Origin of the sequence: Brevibacterium sanguinis, from assembly GCF_039528855.1 — a bacterium.
Lineage (GTDB): Bacteria > Actinomycetota > Actinomycetes > Actinomycetales > Brevibacteriaceae > Brevibacterium > Brevibacterium sanguinis.
On sequence record NZ_BAAAMB010000014.1, the window covers coordinates 117,067 to 140,580 of the forward strand.

At 68.8% G+C, this 23,514-nt stretch carries 12 protein-coding genes and 1 tRNA gene; 7 read left to right on the forward strand and 6 right to left on the reverse strand.

From position 1 onward, the window contains the following. Window positions 1-697 precede the first annotated feature (697 nt). The gene (locus ABD154_RS15330) at window positions 698-2,677 is read left to right on the forward strand and encodes an LCP family glycopolymer transferase (protein ID WP_344251595.1); all 1,980 of its coding nucleotides are present in this window, start codon (window positions 698-700) and stop codon (window positions 2,675-2,677) included. Beyond that, on the forward strand, window positions 2,674-4,839 hold the full coding sequence (locus ABD154_RS15335) for an FAD/NAD(P)-binding protein (protein ID WP_344251596.1): 2,166 nt from the start codon (window positions 2,674-2,676) through the stop codon (window positions 4,837-4,839). The genes ABD154_RS15330 and ABD154_RS15335 overlap by 4 nt, the downstream gene beginning before the upstream one ends. A gap of 240 nt (window positions 4,840-5,079) precedes the next feature. On the opposite strand, the gene ABD154_RS15340 is transcribed toward ABD154_RS15335, so the two are convergent. Further along, complete coding sequence (locus tag ABD154_RS15340; RefSeq protein ID WP_344251597.1) at window positions 5,080-7,566, reverse strand: YhgE/Pip family protein; 2,487 nt, start codon at window positions 7,564-7,566, stop codon at window positions 5,080-5,082. Then, the gene (locus tag ABD154_RS15345) at window positions 7,563-10,430 is read right to left on the reverse strand and encodes an MMPL family transporter (protein ID WP_198499741.1); all 2,868 of its coding nucleotides are present in this window, start codon (window positions 10,428-10,430) and stop codon (window positions 7,563-7,565) included. Before ABD154_RS15345 ends, ABD154_RS15340 begins: the two co-directional genes overlap by 4 nt. Window positions 10,431-10,611: 181 nt before the next feature. On the opposite strand from ABD154_RS15345, the gene ABD154_RS15350 reads away from it, so the two are divergent. Continuing rightward, window positions 10,612-11,271: a TetR/AcrR family transcriptional regulator gene (locus tag ABD154_RS15350; protein ID WP_344251598.1), complete on the forward strand. Its 660-nt coding sequence runs from the start codon at window positions 10,612-10,614 to the stop codon at window positions 11,269-11,271. A 24-nt stretch (window positions 11,272-11,295) separates the two neighbouring features. Next, window positions 11,296-12,267 carry a hypothetical protein gene (locus tag ABD154_RS15355; RefSeq protein WP_198499743.1) on the forward strand — a complete coding sequence of 324 codons (972 nt, stop codon included), beginning with the start codon at window positions 11,296-11,298 and terminating at the stop codon, window positions 12,265-12,267. A gap of 153 nt (window positions 12,268-12,420) precedes the next feature. On the opposite strand, the gene ABD154_RS15360 is transcribed toward ABD154_RS15355, so the two are convergent. Both ABD154_RS15360 and ABD154_RS15365 read right to left on the reverse strand, forming a co-directional pair. Then, entirely contained in the window at window positions 12,421-13,665 is a 1,245-nt protein-coding gene (locus ABD154_RS15360; protein ID WP_344251599.1) for a C45 family autoproteolytic acyltransferase/hydrolase, read from the reverse strand. A gap of 169 nt (window positions 13,666-13,834) precedes the next feature. Then, window positions 13,835-14,920, reverse strand: a complete 1,086-nt coding sequence (locus ABD154_RS15365; RefSeq protein WP_211978712.1) for an MBL fold metallo-hydrolase — start codon at window positions 14,918-14,920, stop codon at window positions 13,835-13,837. 317 nt (window positions 14,921-15,237) lie between these two features. Between ABD154_RS15365 and ABD154_RS15370 the strand changes: the two genes are divergently transcribed. Next, window positions 15,238-16,683 carry an APC family permease gene (locus ABD154_RS15370; protein ID WP_249120996.1) on the forward strand — a complete coding sequence of 482 codons (1,446 nt, stop codon included), beginning with the start codon at window positions 15,238-15,240 and terminating at the stop codon, window positions 16,681-16,683. 420 nt (window positions 16,684-17,103) lie between these two features. Next, window positions 17,104-18,270 (forward strand): IS1249 family transposase, encoded by a 1,167-nt coding sequence (locus ABD154_RS15375; protein WP_344251600.1) that lies wholly within the window; start codon window positions 17,104-17,106, stop codon window positions 18,268-18,270. 99 nt (window positions 18,271-18,369) lie between these two features. Here ABD154_RS15375 and ABD154_RS15380 read toward each other — a convergent pair. Together ABD154_RS15380 and ABD154_RS15385 are read right to left on the reverse strand one after the other, a co-directional pair. After that, window positions 18,370-18,457, reverse strand: a tRNA-Ser gene (locus tag ABD154_RS15380). Window positions 18,458-18,594: 137 nt separating this feature from the next. Continuing rightward, a complete protein-coding gene (locus tag ABD154_RS15385; protein WP_211978710.1) occupies window positions 18,595-21,981 on the reverse strand; it encodes a maltokinase N-terminal cap-like domain-containing protein in 3,387 nt (1,128 codons plus the stop codon). A gap of 193 nt (window positions 21,982-22,174) precedes the next feature. On the opposite strand from ABD154_RS15385, the gene ilvA reads away from it, so the two are divergent. Next, the gene (ilvA, locus tag ABD154_RS15390; protein WP_232623721.1) at window positions 22,175-23,461 is read left to right on the forward strand and encodes a threonine ammonia-lyase IlvA; all 1,287 of its coding nucleotides are present in this window, start codon (window positions 22,175-22,177) and stop codon (window positions 23,459-23,461) included. Window positions 23,462-23,514: the final 53 nt, after the last annotated feature.

The window sequence follows — 23,514 nt, forward strand, 5'->3', positions numbered from 1 at the left end:
AAAGTTCGCGCGCACGGAGTGGCCTTGATCATACGAGCTGACCTCAGATCGCCCGAGATGCCGCACGTTGAGGCAGTTTCCCAGGTCATCGCTGATCCGAATACCAGCATTCATCAATGTACCGGCGTAAAATCATAGTGATGTGACCCGTGACCTGCGCTTCGACACGCCCCATTCGTTCGCACATCGCTGGGTACGTCTGCGCCGCTGACCAGGCGTCAAGGGCCCGAGATGCGACGTACGAGAAGAGCAACAAGGAGTAGAGAACTTGCCAGAGTTTCCCCCTGACAAGAGAGGACCTCAGGGGAGCGACCCTGATTCCTCCTCCGCCGGTCGCCGTCTCCGTGCCTCATCCCGCCCACGCTTCCGCGGCGAAGCCGCCGCCAGCTCGACCGAGAACTCCGGTTCCGCTCCGTCGCCGAACACCCCTGCCTCTCCCCCGCAGCCTCCGTCCGCTGCGCACAAGGACACCCCGAACCTCTCGCTCAATCAGTCGCGACGCAGCAACTCCCCCACAGATGTCCCCTCCTCCTCCGGCCGCGCCGACGACTTCCGCGGCCGCAGCTCCGAGACACGCGGCAACAATCGCGGGACCGACCGCCGCAGTTCAGAATCCCCGCGGGACTCCGACCATCGCGGCGACTCGAAGGCGCCGACCCCGCGCCCCGTCGCCCCTCGCACACGGCGTGAAGCACGGATGCTGCGCGCCGCCGCGGCAAGCGGCGCCAGCGCCGCCGGTGTCGCCGCAGCCGCCCAGCAGACTCCGACCGGCCAGCAGTCCCCCACCTCTCAGCAGTCCCCCGCAGCACACCAGCCGCCTGCCGGTCAGCAGCACTCTTCCGCGCAGGATCAGGCGCACCGCGCCGCCGGCAACGATGACAGACGCCGCACCGACAACGACCGCCGCCGCACCGGCGCTGGCGCAGCCGCAGCAGCCGCAACTGCCGGATCAGCCGGCAGTGCTCGCTCACACGCCGCCACCGCCTCGGCGTCGGCACCGAACACGAACGCCGCAGCCGACGACGCCCAGTCAGGGGACGAGTCCCCGGCCACCCGCGGACCGGCACGGGCCCGCCGTCATTCCTCCCGCCTCGGCGAGGGATTCCCCTCACTCGTCGGATGGACCTCGCTGAGCACGCTCCTGCCCGGTGTCGGCCTGCTGCGGACGAAGTTCCGGCCGCTCGGCCTCATCGTCTTCGGCGGATTCGTCCTCACGATCCTCATCGCGATCGGCTACCTCCTCATCAAGGGACCCGTCCACGCGGTCGCCACGATCATCGCCACCCCGACGCTGCTCAACGTCCTTGCGATCGGCGCGGTCCTCGTCGGTCTCATCTGGATCGTCGTCATCGTCATCTCCCATCTCGGCCTGCGCAAGGGCCATCGGTATGCGCCGTGGCAGAACCGGATGTCCGGCCTCCTCGTCGTCTCCCTCGTCCTCATCATCGGCATTCCCTTCGGCATCGGCTCCGTCTACGCCCGCGTCCAGGCCGACACGATCGCCAGCCTCTTCGGCGCGAGCACCGGCAGGACCCTCGACGCGCAGGAGCTGTGGAAGGACAAGCCGTTCATCAACGTCTTCCTCATCGGCCGCGACAACGGCGACGACCGCACCGGCACCCGCCCGGACACGATGCTCGTCGCCTCGATCGACACGAAGACCGGCAACGCCGCGCTCATCTCCGTGCCCCGCAACCTCGCGTTCCCGATCTTCCCGGCAGACAGCCCCGAAGCCCAGGCCTGGCCCGACGGGTTCCGCCCCACCGGCGACTCCTCCGTCGACCTCATCAACGCCGTCTGGCAGTGGGGCGAGGAGAACCCCGACGCCGTCGGCGAGACGAACGGCCTCGAACCCGGCATGACAGCGACGATGGCCGCCGTCGAAGGCTCGCTGGGACTCAACCTCGACTACTGGGCCTCGGTCGACATGGCCGGCTTCGAAGACGTCGTCGACGCGATCGGCGGAGTCAACATCGACGTCGAACGCCCCATCCCGATGGGCGGCGGCAAATCGATGTCGGGCGTGCCGAACAAGGTCTTCGGCTGGATCGATCCGGGCCCGCAGAACCTCAAGGGCAAGAAGGCCCTCTGGTACGTCCGCTCCCGCGAAGGCAGCGATAACTACGACCGCATGTGCCGTCAGCAGCGGATGCTCAAGACGACCCTCGAGCAGATCGACCCGCAGGAACTCGCCGCCGCCTACCCGAAGCTCGCCGGGTCGGCGACGAAGAACATCGCGACGTCGATCCCGCAGAACGAGATCCCCGCGTTCATCGAACTCGCCGTCGCGATGCAGAAGGGCGACGTCACCACCGTCCAGATCAACAACGACGTCACCCCCACCTACGACCCGGACTTCGACGTCCTCCACCAGTGGATCCAGGGCGAGATCCAGGGTGCCTCCGACGGCGCCGAGACCCCGCAGCCGACGAACGATCCCTCCCAGAACAACGGCTCCGACGCCGGCGAGGACACCACTGATTCCGGGACCACCGACGACTCCCAGGACACGGAGACCGGCACCGAGGCGCCCGCCGGCGACGACGCGACCGCTGAGCCCACCCCGGAGACCGTTCCGGGCGAACCGAACGCGGCCGGCATGTGCTACCCGCAGGACTACCAGCCGGGCGATCCGTGGCCCGGCTACCCCGGCCCCGGCGCCGGCACGCAGGAGTGACCGCCGACAGCACGGTCGCGATCATCGGAGTCGGCCCCCGCGGGCTGAGCGTCCTCGAGCGGATCGTCGCCCTCGCCGCAGCCCGCTGGCCCGACTCCCGCGACCCCATCGCCGTCCACCTCATCGACCCGTACCCGCCCGGCGCGGGCATCGTGTGGCGCACCGACCAGCCGACGAGTCTGCTGATGAACACGACGATCGGTGAGCAGACGATCTTCCCCGATGCCAGCTGCTCCTTCCTCGCCGAGGCAGCGGCCGGGTCCGCGGGCAGCGCCCCCGATCCCGCCGAGGTGGGGGCCTCGTCCGCGACGGGCGACGCTGCCGAATCCTTCCCCATCGGCCCGACGATGGCGCAGTGGTACCGGGCCCGCGGGGGCACCGAGCCCGTCGACTCGACCTTCCCGAGCCGCACCCTCTACGGCGAGTACCTGCGCGACGCCTACGAGCGGATCCGCGCCGCTGCCCCCGATTTCATCGAGATCGTCGAGCACCGCACCACGGTCGAGTCCGTCATCGACCTGCCCGCCGTCGACCTCCCCGGCGACGACTCGGCAGCGGCCGCTCCCCCGCAGCTCGTGCGCTGCGAGGACGGGACGACGATCATCGCCTCGGCGGTCGTCCTCGCCGTCGGCCACATCCCGAGCGCCCAAGCCGACGAACGCGCCCGCCTCGCCGCCTACGCCCAGCGCAACGGGGGACTCTACATCCCCCAGAGCCTGCCCGCCGAGGCGCCGCTGACCGAGGTGCCCGCCGGCGCCCGCGTCATCGTCCGCGGCATGGGACTCAACTACTTCGACGTCCAGACCCTGCTGACGATCGAGCGGGGCGGACGGTTCACCGCCGACGAGGACGGTGCCGGCGCGCTCAGCTACACCCCGAGCGGCGAGGAGCCGCTGCTCTTCCTCGGCTCCCGCCGCGGCATCCCCTACCGCAGCAAGCCGATCAGCCCCGACCACCCGCGCACCACGTGGCCGCTGCGCTACTTCACACGGGACAACGTCGCCCAGCTCGCCGGCCTCGACGACCTCGAGGGCGAGGCCAGGGCCGCCGCGCGCTTCAACGATCAGCTGTGGCCGCTCATCCTCGCCGACCTCCGCTTCGCGTACTACCGGACGCTGGCGCGCACCGCTCCCGACGCCTTCGCCGATGACCCCGGACGTCTGCGCGAAGCGATCGCCGAGGCGGTCTCCCGCCACCTCACGCGCCGCACCTGGCAGGAGACCCACCCCGATGCCGACGACTCCGCCGAGTCCTCCCGCTCCGGACGCGTCACCCGCGAGGCCTTCGCGTGGGCCGAGATCGAAGAGGAGCTCGTCCCCGACCCGGCGCACCGGCTGTCCCTCCACGACCTCCTCGACCCCCTCGAGGACAAGGAGTTCGCCGGTCGCGAACCGGGCGCCGATTCCTCGCTCCACGACTGGATGCTCGACTTCCTCCGCACCGACCTCCGCGATTCCCTCGCCGGTCCCCACGGCAGCCCCGTCAAATCGCTCTTCATGGTGCTCTGGCAGGCGCGGCTCCTCCTCAAGGAGCTCATCGCCGAAGGCCACATCGACCCGGTGAGCACGGACATGGAGATCCGCGGCTGGTTCGAGAACTTCGTCTCCGGGATCTGCGACGGTCCCCCGCCGAGGCGGATCGCCGAACTCATCGCGCTCGCCGATGCCGGCATCGTCCGCTTCATCGGCCCCGACATGCACATCGCGGAGAACGATCCGACCGCCGAGGCTGCCGACGCCGGGGCCCCGGCCGGACCGGACCCCGCGGTCACCGATCCGCTGCCGCAGATCTTCACCGTCACCTCGGCGCGGGTGACGGGCGCTCTCACCGGCAGCGTCGTCATCGATGCGGCCTCACCGACGAACTCCGTGGCCCTGGCCTCCGACGTCCTCATCCACGGCATGGTCGACCGAGGTCAGCTCACCTCGGCGCGTCTGACCTTGGACGACGGTCGTGAGAAGCGGTTGAGCGGGCTCGCGGTGACGCCGCGCCCCTACCGCACGATCGACGCGTTCGGCACGGTCCATCCGCGCCGCTTCGCCCTGTCGATCCAGCTCTCCGCGGTGCAGTGGGGGCTGGCGATCGCCGCGAACCCGGACACGGACGCCGCGACCCTGTGCGACTCGCACGCCGCCGCCGAGGCGATCCTCGACCTCATCTGAGACTGGGCCGCGCGCACGGCAGGCACACGCCGCCGGCAGAGCTGCGCTGGGCTTGTGCGCCCGTTGCCGCGCGCCCGGTCCGCTCTCGATCAAGCGGCAGTGCGGATGCGGTCGCGTGCACGCCCCGCTATCCGTGCTGCCCCTTGATCGAGGCCTGGCGCGACTCTCGCGTCCCCGCTATCCGGGCTACCCCTTGATCGAGGACCGACTTGATCGAGGCGACCAGCGACCGACGCCGCGCTACGCCATCGCCAGGGCTTCCTCCGGCTTCGTCGTCCGGGCCCGGACGATCGCGAGCAGCGACATGACGAGTCCGATGACCGCCCACGCGAGCAGTCCGCCGTAGGCGGCGCCGAGGCCGCTCGTGCCCGCCGCGATGGCTGAGAACCCGTTCATCGCCGGGGTCAGCGGCAGCAGCGGGGCGACGAACTGGAAGAACTCGGGCACAGCCCCGATCGTGCGCCCGGCGACGGCGAGGACGACGGCGATGACCGAGAGGAATCGGCCGACCCCGCCGAACCACGCCACGAGCGCGAAGTTGAGCACCATGAACACGAGCGCGGAGACGAACGTGAGCACGGCGATGTCGAAGCCCTGGATCGCGTCGATGTCCATGACGGTGACGGCGAGGATCGCGAGGACGAGCGCCTGGACGAGTCCGACGGCGAGCCCCGGGACGAGACCGCGCAGCCACACCGACACCGACGACCGGGTCGAGAGCAGGGTCGAGGAGGGGATCGGCTTGAGCACCGTGTACGTGACGAGTCCCCCGACCCAGAGCGCGAGCATGATGAGCAGGGCGATCGTCGATCCGGTGAGGAGGTTCGCGACCGAATCCGTGTTCGGGGCCTCGATGTTCGCCGAGGCGACCCGGGAGAGCTTGTCCCGGTCCGGTGCCGAGTACGACGGCACCTCGTCCGCGCCGTCCTGCACGCCGTCGGCGAACTGTCCGACGCCGTCGGTGTACTCCTCGGAGCCGTCGGCGAGCTGGCCGAGCCCGTCGGCGAGGTCGGTCGAGCCCGTCGCCGCCTGTGAGACCCCCGTCGTGTACTGGTCGAGGCCGGTCGACAGCTGGCCTGCGCCGTCGGAGAGCTGACTCGCGCCGTCGGAGAGCTGGCTGGCGCCGTCGGCGGACTGCGCGATGCCGTCGGTGAGCGCCGGCATGCCATCGGCGAGCTGCTGGCTGCCGTCAGCGACCTGGGAGGCGCCGTCGGACAGCTGTGAGCTGCCATCGGCGAGTTCCGAGGCGCCGTCGCGCAGACCCTGCGAGGCTTCGAGCAGCTGCGGGGCGTTGTCGGCGATGTCCTGCATGCCGTCGGCGAGGTCACCGAGACCGTCTTCGAGTCCCTTGACGAACTCGCTCATCCCGGAACTGAGATCATCAGCTCCCGTCGCCAGCGTCGCTGCCCCGCCGAGGAGGGACTGCTCATCATCGGTCGAGCCGAGTCCCTCGACGGCCGAGTTCAGCCCACCCGAGGTGCCGGCGAGCAGACCCTGGGCATACGCCTGCTCCGCGCCCTGGCACGCAGGCTCCGGGGTGCCGGCAGGGCAGAGCTGGGCCCGGATCTGGTCGGCCTGACCGCTCGTGAGCAGACCGGCGCTGACCAGCGAGTCGAGACCGGTGACCGTGCCGCTCTGGGCGAGTTGGTCCGCGTCGTCGGCGCCGGACTGCAGGCCGTCCCGATACTCGCCGAGGCCGTCGGACAGACCGTTGGCCCCTTCGGCGACGCCCTGCGCTCCCTTGTCGAGCTCCTGCCCACCGGAGATGAGGTCGTCGAGTCCGCCCTGACCGGAACCGCTGCCCGAGTCCCCTGACAGGCCCCGGATGATCTCGTCGATCGACGTCGTGTACTCGTCGACGCCCCCGGACAGCTGGCCGGCACCGTCGGAGAGGTCGCTCGCCCCGGTGGAGAGGTCGCCCGCGCCGTCGGCGAGCTGCTGCGTGTCATCGGGCAGGCTCGCCGTCTCGTCGCGCATCGTGCCGAGCCCGGTCGAGAGCTCCCCGGCCCCGGTGGCGAGCTCACCCGCGCCCGAGGCGAGGTCGCCGGCTCCCGTGCTCAGCTCCCCGCCGGCGCTGTCGAGCTCTTGCATGCCGCCGGCGAGCTCACCGGCACCGTCGGCGGACTGCCGGGTGCCCTCGGAGAGCTGCTGGGCGCCGTCGTCGAGTTCGCCGGCGGCGTCGCCGAGCTTGCGCATCTGCGTGCCCATGTCGTTGAACCCGACGTAGATGTTGTCGAGGTAGGTCTCCGTCATCTCCGTGTTGAACGTCGTGCGCGCCACCTCGGCGACGGAGCGGGAGAGGAGCTGGTCCGAGGCCGGTGCGACGCCGGAGACGTCGATGTCGAGCTGCGTCTGCGTCGCGGTGTCGGCGTCGGAGACCGAGGTGACCGCCCGCGAGAAGCCGGCGGGGATCGTCAGCCGCGCCGCGTACGTCCCGTCGGCCAGCCCCTTCTCCGCGTCCTCCTCGTCGGTGATGACCCAGTCGACGTTGTTGTCCTTCTCCCCGACGAGCCCACTGGTGAGCTCCCGTCCGATGGGCACGGTCTGACCGTCCACCTCGGCGCCCTCATCGTTGTTGACGATGGCGGCCTCGATCGTGTCGAGCCGGTCCCCGCTCTTCCAGGTGGCGAGGATGAAGCCGGCGGCCACGATGATGGGGATGAGGACGAGACCTGCGAAGGACACCCAGGTCACGGGCTTCTTGGAGTTCGCTCGCTCGAGTCTCACGACTGTACGCCTTCCGTGTGGTTCGTCGCGGCGGCGCCGGTGCGCGCGCCGATGCTGTCGGTGCCCTCGGGTTCTCCCGCGGCGGGACTTCCCGCGGCGGGGTCGATCGTCGCCTGGTCGAGGTCGAGGTGGAGGTAGTCGGCGTGGGGCGGGAGGATCCCGCGCACATCCCCGCTCGGCAGGGCGAGGACGACGGCCGTGCCCTCGGCGGTGAGCTCGGGCAGCGCATCGGCGAGGTACCGGCCCTCGCTGCGGGTCAGCGCCTCGGCGCCGTCGATGACTAGCAGGGCGGGGGCATCCCGGCGGAGGCGGGCGATCTCCGGCCCTCCCGGGGGCGGGGTCCCTCCCTCGCCGAGGTCGTAGAACGGGACCGTGCGCCTGACCTTGCCCGCGTGCTCGGGCAGGACCATTTCGCCGATCTTCATCTCCCCGGCCGTGAGCGGGACGCGACCGGTCATCGCGAGCAGGAGCGCGGTGCGGTCGGTGCCGCTGACGACGAGCGTCTGGCCCGGCAGGAGGGAGACGTCGACGTGGGAGAAGCCGCGCCCGTGGGCGCTCACCCCGACGCCGCGGCCGAAGACGCGGTAGGGCGAGTTCGGCTCGGGCCAGTCGCGCAGGGCCACCTCATGGGCGAGTCCCTCGCCTTCGACGTCGAGGCGGGGCAGGATCGCATCGAGCCATTTCGGCAGCCACCACGCCTTGTCGCCGAGGAGCTGCATGATCGCCGGCACGAGCGACATCCGCACGAGGAACGCGTCGACGAAGATGCCGGCGGCCAGCGCCAGCGCGATCGATTTGATGATCGGTTCCCCGGCGGGCACGAACGCCGCGAACACGGAGAACATGATGACCGCGGCCGCGGAGACGACGCGGGCGGAGGAGAGGAACCCGGAGCGGATCGCCTGCCGGGCGCTTGCCCCGTGGACGTAGGCCTCCCGCATCCCGGAGACGAGGAAGACCTCGTAGTCCATCGCGAGCCCGAAGAGGATGCCCATGAGGATGATCGGGAGGAAGCTGATGACCGGTCCGGTCTGGTCGATGCCGAGGGGTTGGGCGAAGAGTCCGTCGTGGAAGACGAGGACGACGGAGCCGAACGACGCGAAGACGGACAGGAGGAAGCCGCCGGTGGCCTTGAGCGGCACGGCGATCGAGCGGAAGACGATCGTGAGGAGGATGATCGAGAGGCCGACGACGAAGATCCCGAAGGGCACGAGCGCCTTGCCGAGCTGATCGGAGACGTCGATCTGGATGGCCGTGGCACCGGTGACGGCGGTGTCGAAGCCGTAGTCGTCCTCGATCTGCGTGCTCAGCTCGCGCAGCCGGTTGACGGTGTCGAGGGTGGCGGGGTCATCCGAGCTCGTCGTCGGGATGATCTGGAAGAGCGCGGTCGTCGCGTCCCGGTTCGGGGTCGCGAGCACGACCTGTTCGACGCCGGGGACGTCGGCGATGCGGGCCTCGATGTCGTCGACGTCGCCGAGCGGATCATCGGAGGTGACGATCTCGCTCGTCATGACGAGCGGACCGTTGTACCCGGGACCGAAGTGCTCGTCGATGAGGTCGTACGTCGTCCGGGCCGGTGTCCCCTCCTCCTGCTGACCGGCCGTGGGCAGGGACAGCTGCAGCTGGGTGGCGGGGATCGCGAAGAGGCTCAGACCGCCGACGATGACGACGATCGTGAGGATCGGGAGCTTCGTCACCGCGGTCAGCCAGCCGGAGTAGAAGCGGTCCATGAACGTCTGCGGATAGGGTTCGCCCGCCTCGGCGAGGACGGTCTTGTCCGTGGACGCATCGCGCCCCTCGGCCTCCGCCCGGGCCATGGCCCGACGGTAGCGGCGGGAGGGCTTCGGGGTGATCTTCGCCTTCGCGAACCCGAGCAGGGCGGGCACCATCGTCAGGGAGATCATCACGGCGACCGCGACGGACCCCGAGGCGCCGATGCCCATGACGGTGAGGAACGGGATGCCCGCCAGCGAGAGGCCGAGCAGGGCGATCATCACGGTGATGCCGGCGAAGACGACGGCCGATCCCGCCGTCGCCACTGCCCGCCCGGCGGCTTCGATGGGTTCGTGGCCCTCGGCCAGCAGCGCTCTGGCGCGGGAGACGATGAAGAGCGCGTAGTCGATGCCGACGGCGAGGCCGAGCATGAGGGCGAGCATGATCGATGAGGAGTTGATCGCCCCGAACGCCGTCGCCCCGACGACGAGGAGGACGGAGATCGCCACGCCGATGAGCGCCGTGATGAGCGGCATGCCGGCGGCGCGGAACGATCCGAGGGTGAGGAGGAGGACGACGAAGGCGATGATGACGCCGATCCCCTCGACCCAGGAGACGTGGACGCCGGTGATCTGGAAGAGCTCACCGCCTGCGTCGACCTCGGCGTCGGGCAGGTCCGCGCGGATTCCATCGAGCGCGGCGACGAGTTCATCGGCGGCCGCGGGTCCTCCGACCTCCTGGAGGCTGCCGTCGTATTGGACGGAGATCATCGCCGCCTGCGCGTCGTCGCTGATCGCGCCCTCGACCATATCGTCGAACGGTGAGGTCACGGCGTCGACGTTGGGCAGCTCGCCGAGGTCGTCGACGGCCTGCTCGATCCCGTCCCGGTAGTCGGGGTCGGTGACGGACTGTCCGTCGGGGGCGACGACGATGACCGACGCCGAGGTGCCGGCCGCCTCGGGGAAGGTCGCCTTCATCGCGTCGAGGGCGACCTGCGCCTCCGAGCCCGGGAGCGTGAAGTCGTCATCGAAGTCCTCGGCGAAGGCGGCGACGCCGGCGGCGACGAGGCCGAGGATGACCAGCCAGAGAGCGATGAAGCGCACCGGCTGGCGGAAGGCCCGGCGCCCGAGGGCGTAGAGAAATGTCGACACGAAGACCTCGATATAAAAGTGTATTGGATACAGTCATGTATTCTTGTGGACAACGCCTCTCGAGCGCAAATCAGTATGAGAGAATCGTGTGATTTCCCATGGGATGCCCAGTTTCGGCCGGGCCGTCCCGGCCGGGAGGCGGACCAGCCGGGTGACGAGAGACGGGCGAGACTGACACGCGATGAACACCGAGAACCTCAGCGACCGCAGGCGACGGACCCGGTCCACCCTCGTCGAGGCCGGCGTCTCCGTGTTCGCGGTCAAGGGCATCGAAGGAGCGTCGATCGAGGAGATCTGCGAAGCCGGCGGCCTGACCCGCGGCGCGTTCTACTCGAACTTCTCCAGCCGCGACGACCTCGTCCTCGCGACCCTCGAGATCCGTGCCGCCGAGACCCTCGACCGCCTCGATGCGACGATCCAGCGGTGGAAGGAGCAGCTCGACGACACCGACGCCGCGGAGATCAGGCCGCTGCTCACGCAGTTCGTCGAGGAGATCTTCACCGAGAAGCTCCACACCGTCGCCGATGCGATCGCCGAACAGGAGGTCGAGCTCTACTGCCTGCGGGTCCCGGAGCTCTACGCGCGCTATCAGGAGCTCGACGCCGGTCGCCGGGAGAGGCTCGCCCGGCTCGTGCGCACGGCGATCGAGAACGTCGGCGCGGTGCCGACGATCCCGCTCGACAGCCTGCTGACGATCCTCATCTCCCTCTTCACCCACCTCTCGCTGCAGTCCGCCGCCGGACGCGAACTGCGCGACCCCGTCGACATCGACCCGGGCCTCATCGTCGAGGTTCTCCTCCGGTTCCTCGATTTCACCGACTGCGCGACCCCTGAGGCCTGAGCTCCAGCGGCTAAGGTGGAGGGCGTGACTGAACTTCAGCGTGAATACACGGCCTTCATCAACAACATGGACGTCCGCCTCGGCGCGTTCGTGCTCGCGGACCTCCCTCAGTCCGTCGAACAGGAGGACGGCACCCAGGCGCCCTTCCGCAAGGACATGAGCCCGGAGTCCCTGCCTCTCATCGAGCACTTCGTGCTCTCCCGGTTCGCGAACCCCGACGAGGTCGTCTCCCCCGACAACCACCGCTTCGTCGAAGGGCTCATCCGCTACCTCGGCGAGACGTATCTGCGCGCCATCGGCGGGGCGTGGGACCACGATGAGACGACGGGCAACGGGATGCCGTTCATCCGCCCCGACAATGCCGACGGGCCGACCAAGGGCGAGCCGATCCCCCTCGTCGCCGTCGTCCTCACCGCCGTCGACCAGCGCACCGGCGGGATCTTCACTGCCGTGCTCGACCGTGCCCGCCAGGAGCTCGGCGGCGACGGCAGCCCGCGGCGGACCTCGACGGGTCTGTCGATCGGGATGCTCACGTCCGAGAACTCCTCCGAGGAGGAGGTCGAGTTCCTCTCCCGCTTCCTCGGCACCGTCGAGCCGGGCATCGCCTCGTGGACGAAGGAACAGGCCGACCCGCAGTCGTGGGCCCTCGACCGCGACAGTCTCATCCGGCTCGGCAAGCAGCTGAACGTCCGATACGACTCCCGCGACGAGATGATGGCCGACGACGAGATCGCCTTCGTCGGCGGGGCGATGCGCTTCATCGGCGAGACGATCCGGCGCATCGGGCTCGGGCAGTGGCGCTACGGGGCCGAGCTCGAAGCCGACGACCCCCGCAGCCAGCAGCCGTTCATCCGCTTCGTCATCGGCGACCAGAACCTCGACATCGTCCCGTGGAAGCTCGCCCAGGCCGCCCTGGACGACCCCGAGGCGATCGCGAAGGGCCTCGACACGATCATCGAGATGCGCACCGAGGAGGCGGAGAAGTCCGCCGAATGAGGTGACGGCCCGCGCTCGTCAGGCCCCGGGGCGGGTTTGCGCGTGTTGAACGCGGATTTGCGCCAGTTGAACCTGAGATGGCCACGACCGGTACTGGCCATCTCAGATTCAGCTGGCGCAAACTCGTCAGGCCCCGGAGCGGCCGGCGCCGGGTCAGAGCTGGAAGCGGCGGTTGCCGTGGAGGCCGTCGGCCGGTGACCCGGGTGCGAGCTCGATCGTCTTCGCACCCGGGTCGATCTGCACCGTGACGAGGGTCGCCGGCCGATCCCCGTAGGCGGCCCCGGGCTCCGGTGTGCAGCTCACCGGCGGATCCCCCGGCCCCGAGGTGAGGAGGGCGACGAGGTCGGCCGTCGTCTCCGGCGGGTTCCCCGCGGCGATTGCGGCAGCGGTGCGGGCGGCGAGGAAGTCGTAGCGCGGCCGTGAGCTCGAGTCCGCGCGCAGCTCCATCGCTCCGGTCTGCAGGTCGGGGTGGAGGAAGTGGTTCGTGTGGAGGAGGACGTCGGCCTCGGCGAGCGCCGCCTCGGTGTCGGCAGGCCTCGCGTCGCCGGTCCCCGCGGGGTCCCCGGGGCGGAGTTCGCGCTTGGCCTCCCCGGCGATCTCGACCTGGACGGCCGCCTCGGCGGTGACGACGGTGATGACCGACGACGATGAGGTCGGGGCGGAGCGGATGATCTCCACCGCCTCGGTGAGGGTGTGCGCGGTCGAGAGCACCCGGTCGAGGACGGCGTGGACGGGCACTCCCCCGGCCCGGTCGTCCGCGTGCTTGAGGATGTTGAGGTGGACGCCGACGCCGGCTTCATTGAGGCCGATCTTGCCGAGCATCCCGTACTCGGCGATGCCGACGTGGCGCAGCTGGCCGGGCACGGCCCCGACGTCGCCGATGTGCCACAGCGTCGAGAAGTCGGCGAGCCAGTCCCAGGTCTGCGCCGAGACCGTCGCCCCCGGCACGACCCGGGTCACCGTCGAGCACTCGGTGGGGGCCGCCTTGGCGAGCGTCATGATCTCCGTGCGGGCGATGACCTCCATGATCTCGGTGACGGTGCGCCCGGAGCCCTCGGCGACCGCGGAGATCTCAGCGGCGGCCTCCGGTGCCCACGCCTGCAGGCGCGCATAGCTGTCGTCGGCGGCATGGCGGGCGTCGACCTCGGTGATGCCGAGGTGGGCGAAGTACCGCTGGTAGCCGGCGATCGCCGCGCCGATCCCGGTGCGCAGTTCGCGGCCGCGCTGCAGCCCGCGCTGGATGTGGTCTCCGGCGCGGGAGACGAAGACCTCCGGACGCACCGCGGCGGCGGACACGAAGTCCGCCGTCATCCTCGCATCGGGCTGTCCTGCATGCTCCGGGGCATCGTGGGACTCGGTCGCCGACGGCGCGGCATGGGCGGGTCGCTGTGTCGTCACGGGAGGCTCCTCCGTTCGGGTTGCCGGTCATCTTCGCGCATCGCGGGAGCAGGTGACCCACGTGCCCACATCGCGGTCTGTTCGCGCTCACGCCGAGGCAGTGGGCAGTGCGGCGCTGCGGTGCCGGTCCGCACGGTCACCGGGGAAAACGATGCCGGCGGGTCCTTCCTCACCGATTCCCGACGAGGGAGCCCGTGCCGACGTCGAGGTCGAGGTAGTGCATGTGCGCGGCGGTCTCGGCGAGCGCGGCGAAGAGGTTGAAGTGGTGGAGCTGGTCGAATCCGCGGGCCCAGTGCAGGCCCTGGGCGATCGAGTAGACGGAATGGTCGTCGGTCTCGCTCATCCGCGCGTCGATCTCGGCGAGGCGCTCGCGGTGATGCTCGACGAGCTCCCGTTGGCGCTCGTGGAGACCGCGGAACCGGAAGCCGTGCGCGGGCAGGACGGCGATGTCGGCAGCGAGCGTGCCCATCTTCTCGAGCGATCCGAGATAGTCGCCGAGGCTGTGCGTGATCGAGCCGCTGTCGAGGCCGATGTTCGGCGTGATCGTCGGCAGGACGTGGTCGCCGGAAAAGAGGAGTTCGCCCTCGCGGACGAAGGCCGTGTGCCCGTAGGTGTGGCCAGGGGTCCACAGAGCGTCGAGGCGTCCGGTCTCGAGCGGCAGGGTCGCCCCGTCCTCGAGGATGCGCAGCGTGTCCGGCAGCTGCGCGAGTTGGAGGGCGAAGGGATCGCGCTCGCGTCCGGGTCCGTCCTCGCGCTTCGCCGGCCGGCTGACCTGCAGCGATTCGACCTCGTGCCAGCGCTCCTCGGGCACCCCGTAGGCGCGGGCGATGTTGAGGTTCGGATCGGTGCCTGTGCCGAGGTCGACGGCCCGTGAGGCGAAGCGCTTGACCGCGCGCAGGTCCTCGCCGTGGAGTGCCACCCACATCGCCGGGTTCTCCTTGATGAGCGCGGGGACGAGTCCGATGTGGTCGCGGTGGTAGTGGGTGATCGCGACACCGTGGATGTCGCGCACGGCGAAGCCGAGGTCGGCCAGCGCCGAGGTGAGCGCGAGGTACTGGTCCCGTCCGTCCCAGCCGGGGTCGATGAGGACGACGCCGTCGCCGTCGGCGAGCGCGTAGCAGTAGGTGTAGACGAGCGGGTTGTTCGGAATCGGCACCGGGATCGCCCACACTCCGTCGGCGGTCTGCTCGACCGGTGGGAGGACCCTGTCCTGCCACGCGCGGGACTGCTGGGGGCTGAGCGTTTCGATCGGCATCGGTGCGGGTCTCTCCTCGTCGAGCAACGGTGATGGCGGTGAGTTCCTCCGCCCAACCTACTCCCAATCCCGGAAAACTGAAAGATCGTTCGACAATTGATTGCACCACTGACCTTGTGACCACTCAAGCCGAATCAGACGCAACGGATTTCGCACCCCTCAAGCGCCGCCTCGGCGATATGAGCTTCTCTATCCGTGGTCACGATTTCGCTTTTCGTTGAAGTGCATTACCATCGGCATGGCGCAGGTCACATCTGCGCCCGCGTGGGGACGCTGCTCAGCGCCGCTCACGGCAAGACTCATCGGGGAGGATTGATATGGCGGCATCAGGATCGCTCAAACGGAACCTGGGACTGTGGTCCATCGTCGGGCTCGGGCTCGGGTACATGACGCCGACGGTCGTCTTCGACACGTTCGGGATCGTCTCGGACGAGACGAACGGGGCGGTGCCGGCGGCCTATCTCACCGCGCTCGTCGTCATGGTGTTCACGGCGTTCAGCTACGGGAAGATGGTCCGGGTCTTCCCCACTGCGGGCTCGGCGTACACGTACACGCGCGAGACGATGACACCGGGGCTCGGGTTCCTCGTCGGGTGGACGTCGCTCATGGACTATCTGCTGCTGCCGATGGTCAACTGCCTCATCATCCGCCTCTACATGGAATCGATGGTGCCCGACGCACCGCCGTGGATCTGGGTCGTCGCCTACACGGTCATCATGACCGGCATCGTCCTGTCGTCGATGCGGGGCACGGCGAACATCAACGCGATCCTCCTCATCTTCTCCCTCGTCCTTATGGTCACCTACTGCGCGCTCGCGATCGCCCAGCTCAATGCCGGTGAGGGAGCGGGCACGGTCTTCAGCCCCGAGCCGTTCATCCACGACGGGGTCGAGTTCACCGCGGTGCTCACCGGGGCGACGGTCGTCTGCTTCTCCTTCATCGGGTTCGATGCGGTGACGATGTATACGAACGAAGCCAAGCACGTCAATCTCATGCCCAAGGCGATCCTCATCACCGTGCTCGCCGGCGGCGGCATCTTCCTCGTCGCGAGCTACATCACGCAGCTGCTCTACCCGGACAACTCGCAGTTCACGATCGTCGACGATCCGCTGCCGGAGATCGGGCTGCTCACCGGCGGGCCGCTGTTCCAGCTCTTCTTCGTCGCCGCCGCGTTCGCGGCGACCGTGGCCTCGGGGCTCGCGTCGCACGCCTCGGTCTCGCGCATGCTGCTCGTCATGGGACGCAACGGGGTGCTGCCGCGCAAGGCGTTCGGCTACATCAACCCGAAGACGCACACGCCGGTGTTCAACATCGTCCTCGTCGGCCTCGTGTGCCTCTTCGCGATGTCGTTCAGCCTCGAGTTCATCTCCGCGCTCATCAACTTCGGGGCGCTCATCGCGTTCACCTTCGTCAATCTCACGGTCATCGCCCACTACGCGTTCCGCACCCGTCAGGTCGTCGACGCCAAGTCGGCGTTCAGCTACGTCGTCATGCCCGCCATCGGGGCGATCCTCACGGGAGTGCTCTGGGTGAGCCTGCATGAGACGGCGCTCATCGGCGGGCTCGTGTGGTTGGCCGTCGGCGTCGTCTACCTCGCGGTCCTCACGCGCGGCTTCAAGCGCACGGTCCGCAGCTTCGACGATCCCGAGGCCGACGCCGACATGTCGGAGCCCGAGGTTCCGGAGGACAGTGCGGCAGCGGAGGCGGGACCTGGCGCAGGGCCCGGTTCGGGATCTGCTCAACCGGGGAAGCCGGTCGACTGACCGGGGCGTCGGACCGCGGACACGCTGGTCCATCGGTCCACGGACGCAGGGGCGTCGGACCGCGGACGCGGGGCGATCGCGCAGGCTCGGAGCGTCGTTGCGCCGCCTCGCGGTGGGGATTGCGCCGGGTCGACGCGGGGGTGCTGCACAGCCTCTGCGCGGGGGCGCAGCGACCAGACCTTCGTAAGGTACCAACGTTCTCGACCGGCCGCCTCACACAAAAGTATGAATTCGGTCCGGTTTCACGTCACATTATGTCGCCGAGGCGGCCGGCCGTGACAGGGCACCGTCCGGTCCCGTGTCGGACCGGTCCGGAACGCAGAAATGGGGTTAATGGTCAAAATGTGTGTACAGGATAGGCCCCTTGCCCAGTAACCAGTAGACCAAGACGGGGTCGAACATGCTCTGGAAGCATGTTCAGTGTCCAATCCCAGAAATCATCCCGTCTGTGGTGTATGTGCCACCAAGCTCGTCAAGAACGGCACAACCAGTGCCGGACGCACCCGGTGGCGATGCAAACACTGCGGGGCCTCCACCACTCGGGCCCGGGACGACATCACCAGGAAATCAGTCTTCGACAAGTTCCTTACCTGGCTACTCGGCACGAGCAGCCTCGCTGACCAGGACCAGTCGATCGCGACGTTTCGTCGCCGCACCCAATGGTGCTGGAACGTGGCACCGACCATCGTTGCAACCGGCGTGGTCTATGACCAGATCATGCTCGATGGCACCTACTTCAACGGATGGTGCGTCCTCATCGCCCACACCGGTACCCACGTCATCGACTGGCAATGGTGCGACCGGGAGAAAACCGCGTCCTGGACGGCACTGCTCGAACGGATCCCGGCCCCGACAGTCGCGATCATCGATGGCAACGCGCCCCTCATCGCGACAGTGAAGAAGCACTGGCCTGACACGCGGATCCAACGCTGCTATTTCCATATTCGTCAGGCCGGCAACAAGCACCTGACCAGGCGTCCACGCCTACCCGCGAACCGGGCCTTGCTCCATCTGTACACAGCTCTGCCGAAGATTCGCACACTCGGCGAGGCCGCTGCCTGGACAGCTGCTTTCGCATCATGGGAAGCGGAATGGGAATCGTTGCTCAAACACCGCACCTATGCGACGTCCGGGGCACCCCGACCGAACTATGTGCGACCGGGGCAGAAATGGTGGTACACCCATATCCGGACCCGGCGGGCGTGGAAGCTCCTGGCTGAACTCATCACTGACGGGCATCTGTTCACGTGGCTGGAGCTGGCTGAGACAGGGTTGGTCGTGGCGCGGGCAACGAGCGCGTTGGAAGGAGGTCCGAATAAGGCGATCAAGGACTTCCTCCGGGCCCACCGCGGCCTGGCGATCGAGCATGCCCGTCGTGGGATCGATTGGCTGCTGTACCTGCGGACCGAGGCGCCGAAGGATCCCTGGGCCTTCGTCACTGCCGACGACTGGGTGCTCGATCGTCAGCGGGCGGTCGTCGTCAAGCCCGAGACGGGCAGGGAAGAGACGAATCGCTTGTATGGGACCGGGTTCAGTGTCGAGGACGGCAACGGTATCCAGAAGGGATGGGGAGGCCGGTCTCGATGACTTCAGTGAGTGTGACACGCCCCTGCTGTACACACATTTTGATCATTAACCCCAGAAATGCGCTGCGACATCCGTCGATGTCGCAGCGCATTTCGTCAGCGGAAGCGGTGGGATTCGAACCCACGGTACGGGGTTGCCGCACAACGGTTTTCAAGACCGTCTCCTTCGGCCGCTCGGACACGCTTCCAGTGATCAACCCGGCCTGCTCAGCGCGGAGCTGAGCCAGAACAGTTTCTCACAGTCGCGCGAACAACTGCCAATCGCCGAGGCTTCCTGTTGATCGGCACCATCCCGCGATCGGTCGGGTCCTGCAATCGAATCCGATCAGTGCTTGTTCTTGCCGTTCTTCGGCTTATTCTCCCCGGGCACCTCACGTGCCGGTCCCCCATCGTGCTTGTGCCGCTCGGTCGGGGCGCGGCCAGTCGAATCCGCATCGGCCGAGGTGGCACCGCGGGCAGCGAACGTCGCAGGAACACGGGAGACGACGAACTCGGACTCTTCCTCGTCGTCGAACTCGTCCTCGTCGGTGGTCACACCGCCCGGCGCGGGACGGCCGGGGCGCTGAGCAGGTCGAACCGGCGCTTCGGCGACACCGGAGTCCTCCGACGAGGCATCCGCGTCAACGGAGTCGGTGACCTCGTCCGCAGTGTCGGTGTCACGGGCCGAAGCCGGAACACTGTCGGCGCTATCCACGCTGTCGGCACCGTCGAAATGGTCGGCAGAGTCTGCGCTGTCGGCGATCGGCTCGTCGTCGGCGGCGGCGACCGCTGACGCAGTCTCGTCTTCGGCCACGCGTGGGGCGTCGGGCAGCATGTCCGGAGCGTACTCCGGCGGTTCGGGCGGCAGCGGCGGGGCATCGGGCATCGGCGCGGTCCGCTCGACCGGCGGCTCTTCGGCCAACGGCGGGGCATCGGCGTCGACGCTCGATTCGGACTCAGAGGCAGGCCGCGATTCGGAATCGGTGTCGGTCGTCGATTCGGACTCAGCGACAGGCCGCGTTTCGTCCGAATCTGCCGGCTCGTCGATCGCTTCGACGTCCGCCTCGACGAGGCCATTGACCTCCGAGTCCCCCGACGCCATTTCGCTGACGATGGGATCGACCTCGGGCACGCGTTCGTCGACCGGTTCGACCGCCTCGGTGGTCACCCCGTCGACGTACGAGCCCTCGGTGGTGAGGTCCGGGCCGGAGGAGCTGCCCTTGGTCGATTCGTGCTGGATGAAGAGCGTCCGCGTCACCGTGGTTCCGCGCACCGAGGTGGTCACCGCCTCGTCTGCAGACGCACTCTCCGCCGTCACCGCGGGGTACGGGTCGGAGGTGCGGCCGCCGGAGCGCTCGGTGCCGGCCTGGGCGTCGGTGGGTGCTTCGACGCTCGGCTCGGTGAAGCCGCCGCCGTCGGCGACCATGTCGGCGATCGATTCGTCTGTGGTCGACACTGCCTCCGCCGACACGGCGTCGACCGGGGTGTCATGAAGACCGACATCGCGCGGGGTCGCGGTCGCGGATTCGGAGCTCGCCGAGGCGGTCGCAACCTCATCCGTGTCCGAGTCATCGGCACCGCCCAAGCCAGTCGCAGCGTCGACGTCGCTCACAGAGCCGGTCTGTCCCGCAGCGTCGACGTCGCTCGCACGATCATTCTGTCCCGCAGAGCTGGTGCCGTCGGCAGAGTCGGCAGCGCGTGATTCCGTGCGCTCGGTGTCGGGCGCATCAGCGTCGGAGCGCTCATCAGCGGATTCCTCCGAGGAGGCCGTCGCTGCGCCGGCGATGCCGGCCGCCCCGACGACTCCTGCGGCACCGGCGACGAAGGCCGCACCGGATCCCGAGGGTCGATCATCATCGCGGGCCGCACCATCACGCACTTCGGCGTCGTCGCGCGGTGCAACGTTGTCACCCGGTGCAACGTCATCACGCAGCTCAGCGTCGTCGGCCTCAGCGTCATTCGTCGTCTCAGGTCGAGCCGTAGCCGATTCGGGCGAGGCCGATCGTTCATCGCCGCTTTCGCCCGTCGCATCACCCGCGCCACCATCACCGGCACTCGCGCCGCTCGCGGGCACACTGAGCTCCGCCTCGGTGGGGTCGCCGGCACCGCGGGCGGGCTTGCCCTTGAGGATGAGCGTGAGGGTCGCCAGCGGCACCGACAGCCAGTTCGGGCGGTTGCGCAGTTCCGTGACGGTCTCGACGAGGAGCCTGTCGATGAGGGCCGCGCGCAGCACCGGATCGCTGAGGCCGATGCTTTCACCGCGCGCCCGCGAGTACCCGCTGAGAAGCGAGTTCTGCACCTGCGAAGCCCACAGGTACTCGGGAGAATCGTAGATCGCCCGCAGCGCTGCGGGCTTGTCGCCGAAGCCGTTGACAACGAGGCTGCCGTCCTCGGCGCTCAGCGCATCCGTGCGCTGGAGCCGGGCGAATCCGGCGGCGTAGTCGACGCTGCGGAGCAGGGCGACGAGGTCGAGGGCGACCGGCCTGGGCTCCGAGTTCGACGCATCGCTGAACTTGACGACTGCGTAGCCGTCGCTCGGCGAGCTGACGACGTGGTCGAGCGTGAGCTCACCGTGGATCTTCTGCAGCTGCCCGATCGTGTCGAGCGAACGCAGCTTGGCCTTATGCTGCTTGAGCTCGGGCACGAGCGCATCGAGCGCCAGCGGTGCCCGGCCGAGAGCCCAGTCGATGCGCTCGACCCACTTGTCGACGAACTCCTTCGTCGGCGCACCCCGGCCCTCGACGATGCCGAACTCAGCGGCCATGTCCGCATGGAGTTCGCCGATCCGCCGGCCCATCTCCGCGGCCTGCGCGTTGTATCCGCCGATCGATCCCGAATCGACGGCGCACACGATGTCGACGGCTTCGCGCCACGCGGGCTCGGCCTCGACATCGGCGCGGGAGAGCAGCGCCATCGGCGCCTCCATCTCCGTGACCTCGAACATGTCGTACCAGCGACCCGAACTCCAGCCGATGACCTCGGGCACGCTGCGCGATCCCGCTTCCGTCAGCAGCACGGGGATCGTCAGCGATGACGGCATCCCGTTCTCGAGCACGCGGAAGAAGATCAGCTCGATCGGCTCGTAGGCGTCGTGGATGACGACGGTCGACTTGTTCGCCCCCGAGTCGGCGACCTCGATCGGGCGGATCTCGACGTCGATCTCGTCCTTGACCTCGGTGAGCGGGGGTGCCGTTTCCGGCTTCGGGGGGACCGCCTCGGCGCTGGAATCCGACGTCGATGCCCCTGCGCTCGCCGAGGCGGCCGACCCCGACGTCGACCCGGTCCGTCCCGCGGTCGGCAGGCTCCCCCGCTCGCGGCTGTGCCGGAGGGATTCGGTGCTCAGCTGGCCGCCGTCGAAGACCTTGCGCTTCGTGATCGCGTCGGCGAGGAGATTGACGAACACGGGGTCGGCGGCGCCGTCGTAGACGAAGACGCGGCCGAGGGCGAGGTCGTCGACGGTGCCGATGAGGGCGTGGCGGAGGTGGATGTCCTCGGCCCCGCGCAGGGAGAGGGGGATGTTGAGGCGGCGCAGGGTGGGGCCGTCGCCGACGGAGATCACGGTGACGAGGCCGGAGAATCCGCCGAGCTCCTCGGCGGTGAAGGTGAAGGCGCGAGCGACCGACATCGGCGTGATGTCGGGGTCGGTGCCGAAGTCAGCGGCGAGCTTCGGGAACCACGACTGCCGGGGAATCCAGCTGGCTAACAGTTGTTCCAGCTCACTGCTGATGGCCATGTCGCCTCCTTGAAGGGATTACGGGCATCTACCATCCAACCACGATATCGGCCTCCTGCGACCGAGGGCGCACCCGAAAACCCTGAAGTCAGCGGGGTCCCAGGGCCCCGAAGAGAGGCGCGACAGGCGGACAGCGCGTTTGCGATGCGGGACGGTTTGCCGAATAGCAAGACACAGGGCGCACAATGGAGGAGTGTTGAAACAAGACGAATCACCCCAGAAGCAATCACTCGCGCACGAGGTCGATGCGGCCGCTGCGCGAATTGCCGACTCCGTGATCACGTCACCGCTCCAGATTTCGGAGCGGCTGTCCGCCGCGACCGGTGCCACCGTCTACCTCAAGCGCGAAGACCTCCAGCCGGTGCGCTCGTACAAGATCCGCGGCGCCTTCAACTTCATGCTCCAGCTCGACGACGAGGAGCGCGCCCGCGGCGTCGTCTGCGCCTCGGCGGGCAATCATGCGCAGGGCTTCGCACTCGCGTGCCGGCAGCTGGGCATCCAGGGCACGATCTTCGTCCCGAAGACGACGCCGCGGCAGAAGGTCGACCGCATCCGCCACTTCGGCGGTGACCGGGTGACGATCGAGATCTCCGGGTCGACGTACGACGACGCCTCGGCGCTCGCGCACCGCTTCGCCGACCGGAACGCGGCCCTCCTCGTCTCCGCGTTCGACGACCCGCGCACGATCGCCGGGCAGGGCACCGTCGCCGTCGAGATCGCCGAGCAGCTCGACCCGCACCCCGATTACATCATCGTGCCCGTCGGCGGCGGCGGGGTCCTCGCCGGCATCGCCGCCTACGCGGCCGAGCACATGCCGAACACCAGGGTCATCGGCGCCGAGCCGTCAGGCGCCGCCTCGATGATCGCCGCGCTCAAGGCCGGCCACCCGGTGACGCTGGAGAACATCGACCGGTTCGCCGACGGCACCGCGGTCAAGCGCGCCGGCAACATCACCTACGAGATCATCTCCGACCTCGGCGTCGATGTCCGCCCCGTCCACGAGGGGGCGGTGGCCACGGAGATGCTCGCGATGTACCAGGTCGACGGCATCATCGCCGAACCCTCCGGGGCGCTGGCCTCGGCGGCGATCGGGACGGCCGGCAGCGGCAAACCCGTCATCGTCGAACCCGGGTCGAGTGTCGTCTGCCTCGTCTCCGGCGGCAACAACGACATCTCCCGCTACCCGGAGATCCTCGAGCGCTCCCTCGTCCACGAGGGCCTCAAGCACTACTTCATCGTCGACTTCCCGCAGGAGCCCGGCGCCCTGCGCCGCTTCCTCAACGAGATCCTCGGCCCCGACGACGACATCGCGATGTTCGAGTACGTCAAGCGCTCCGACCGCGAGACCGGGCCGGCGTTCGTCGGCATCCAGCTCGGCGCCGCGGAGGACCTGCCCAACCTCCTCGAGCGCATGGAGTCCTCCCAGATCGAGATCGAACGCGTGCACCAGAACTCCCCGATGTTCCGGCTCTTCGCGTAGGTCATCGGCCTTCCCCTCGCCGAGGTGGTCGTCCGTGGCCGTGCGCGCTGCGA

Coding starts and splice junctions, on each gene's coding strand:
- ABD154_RS15330 (WP_344251595.1), top strand. CDS start 698: ATGCTGCGCGCCGCCGCGGCAAGCGGCGCCAGCGCCGCCGGTGTCGCC.
- ABD154_RS15350 (WP_344251598.1), top strand. CDS start 10,612: ATGAACACCGAGAACCTCAGCGACCGCAGGCGACGGACCCGGTCCACC.
- ABD154_RS15365 (WP_211978712.1), bottom strand. CDS start 14,920: ATGCCGATCGAAACGCTCAGCCCCCAGCAGTCCCGCGCGTGGCAGGAC.
- ABD154_RS15370 (WP_249120996.1), top strand. CDS start 15,238: ATGGCGGCATCAGGATCGCTCAAACGGAACCTGGGACTGTGGTCCATC.
- ABD154_RS15385 (WP_211978710.1), bottom strand. CDS start 21,981: ATGGCCATCAGCAGTGAGCTGGAACAACTGTTAGCCAGCTGGATTCCC.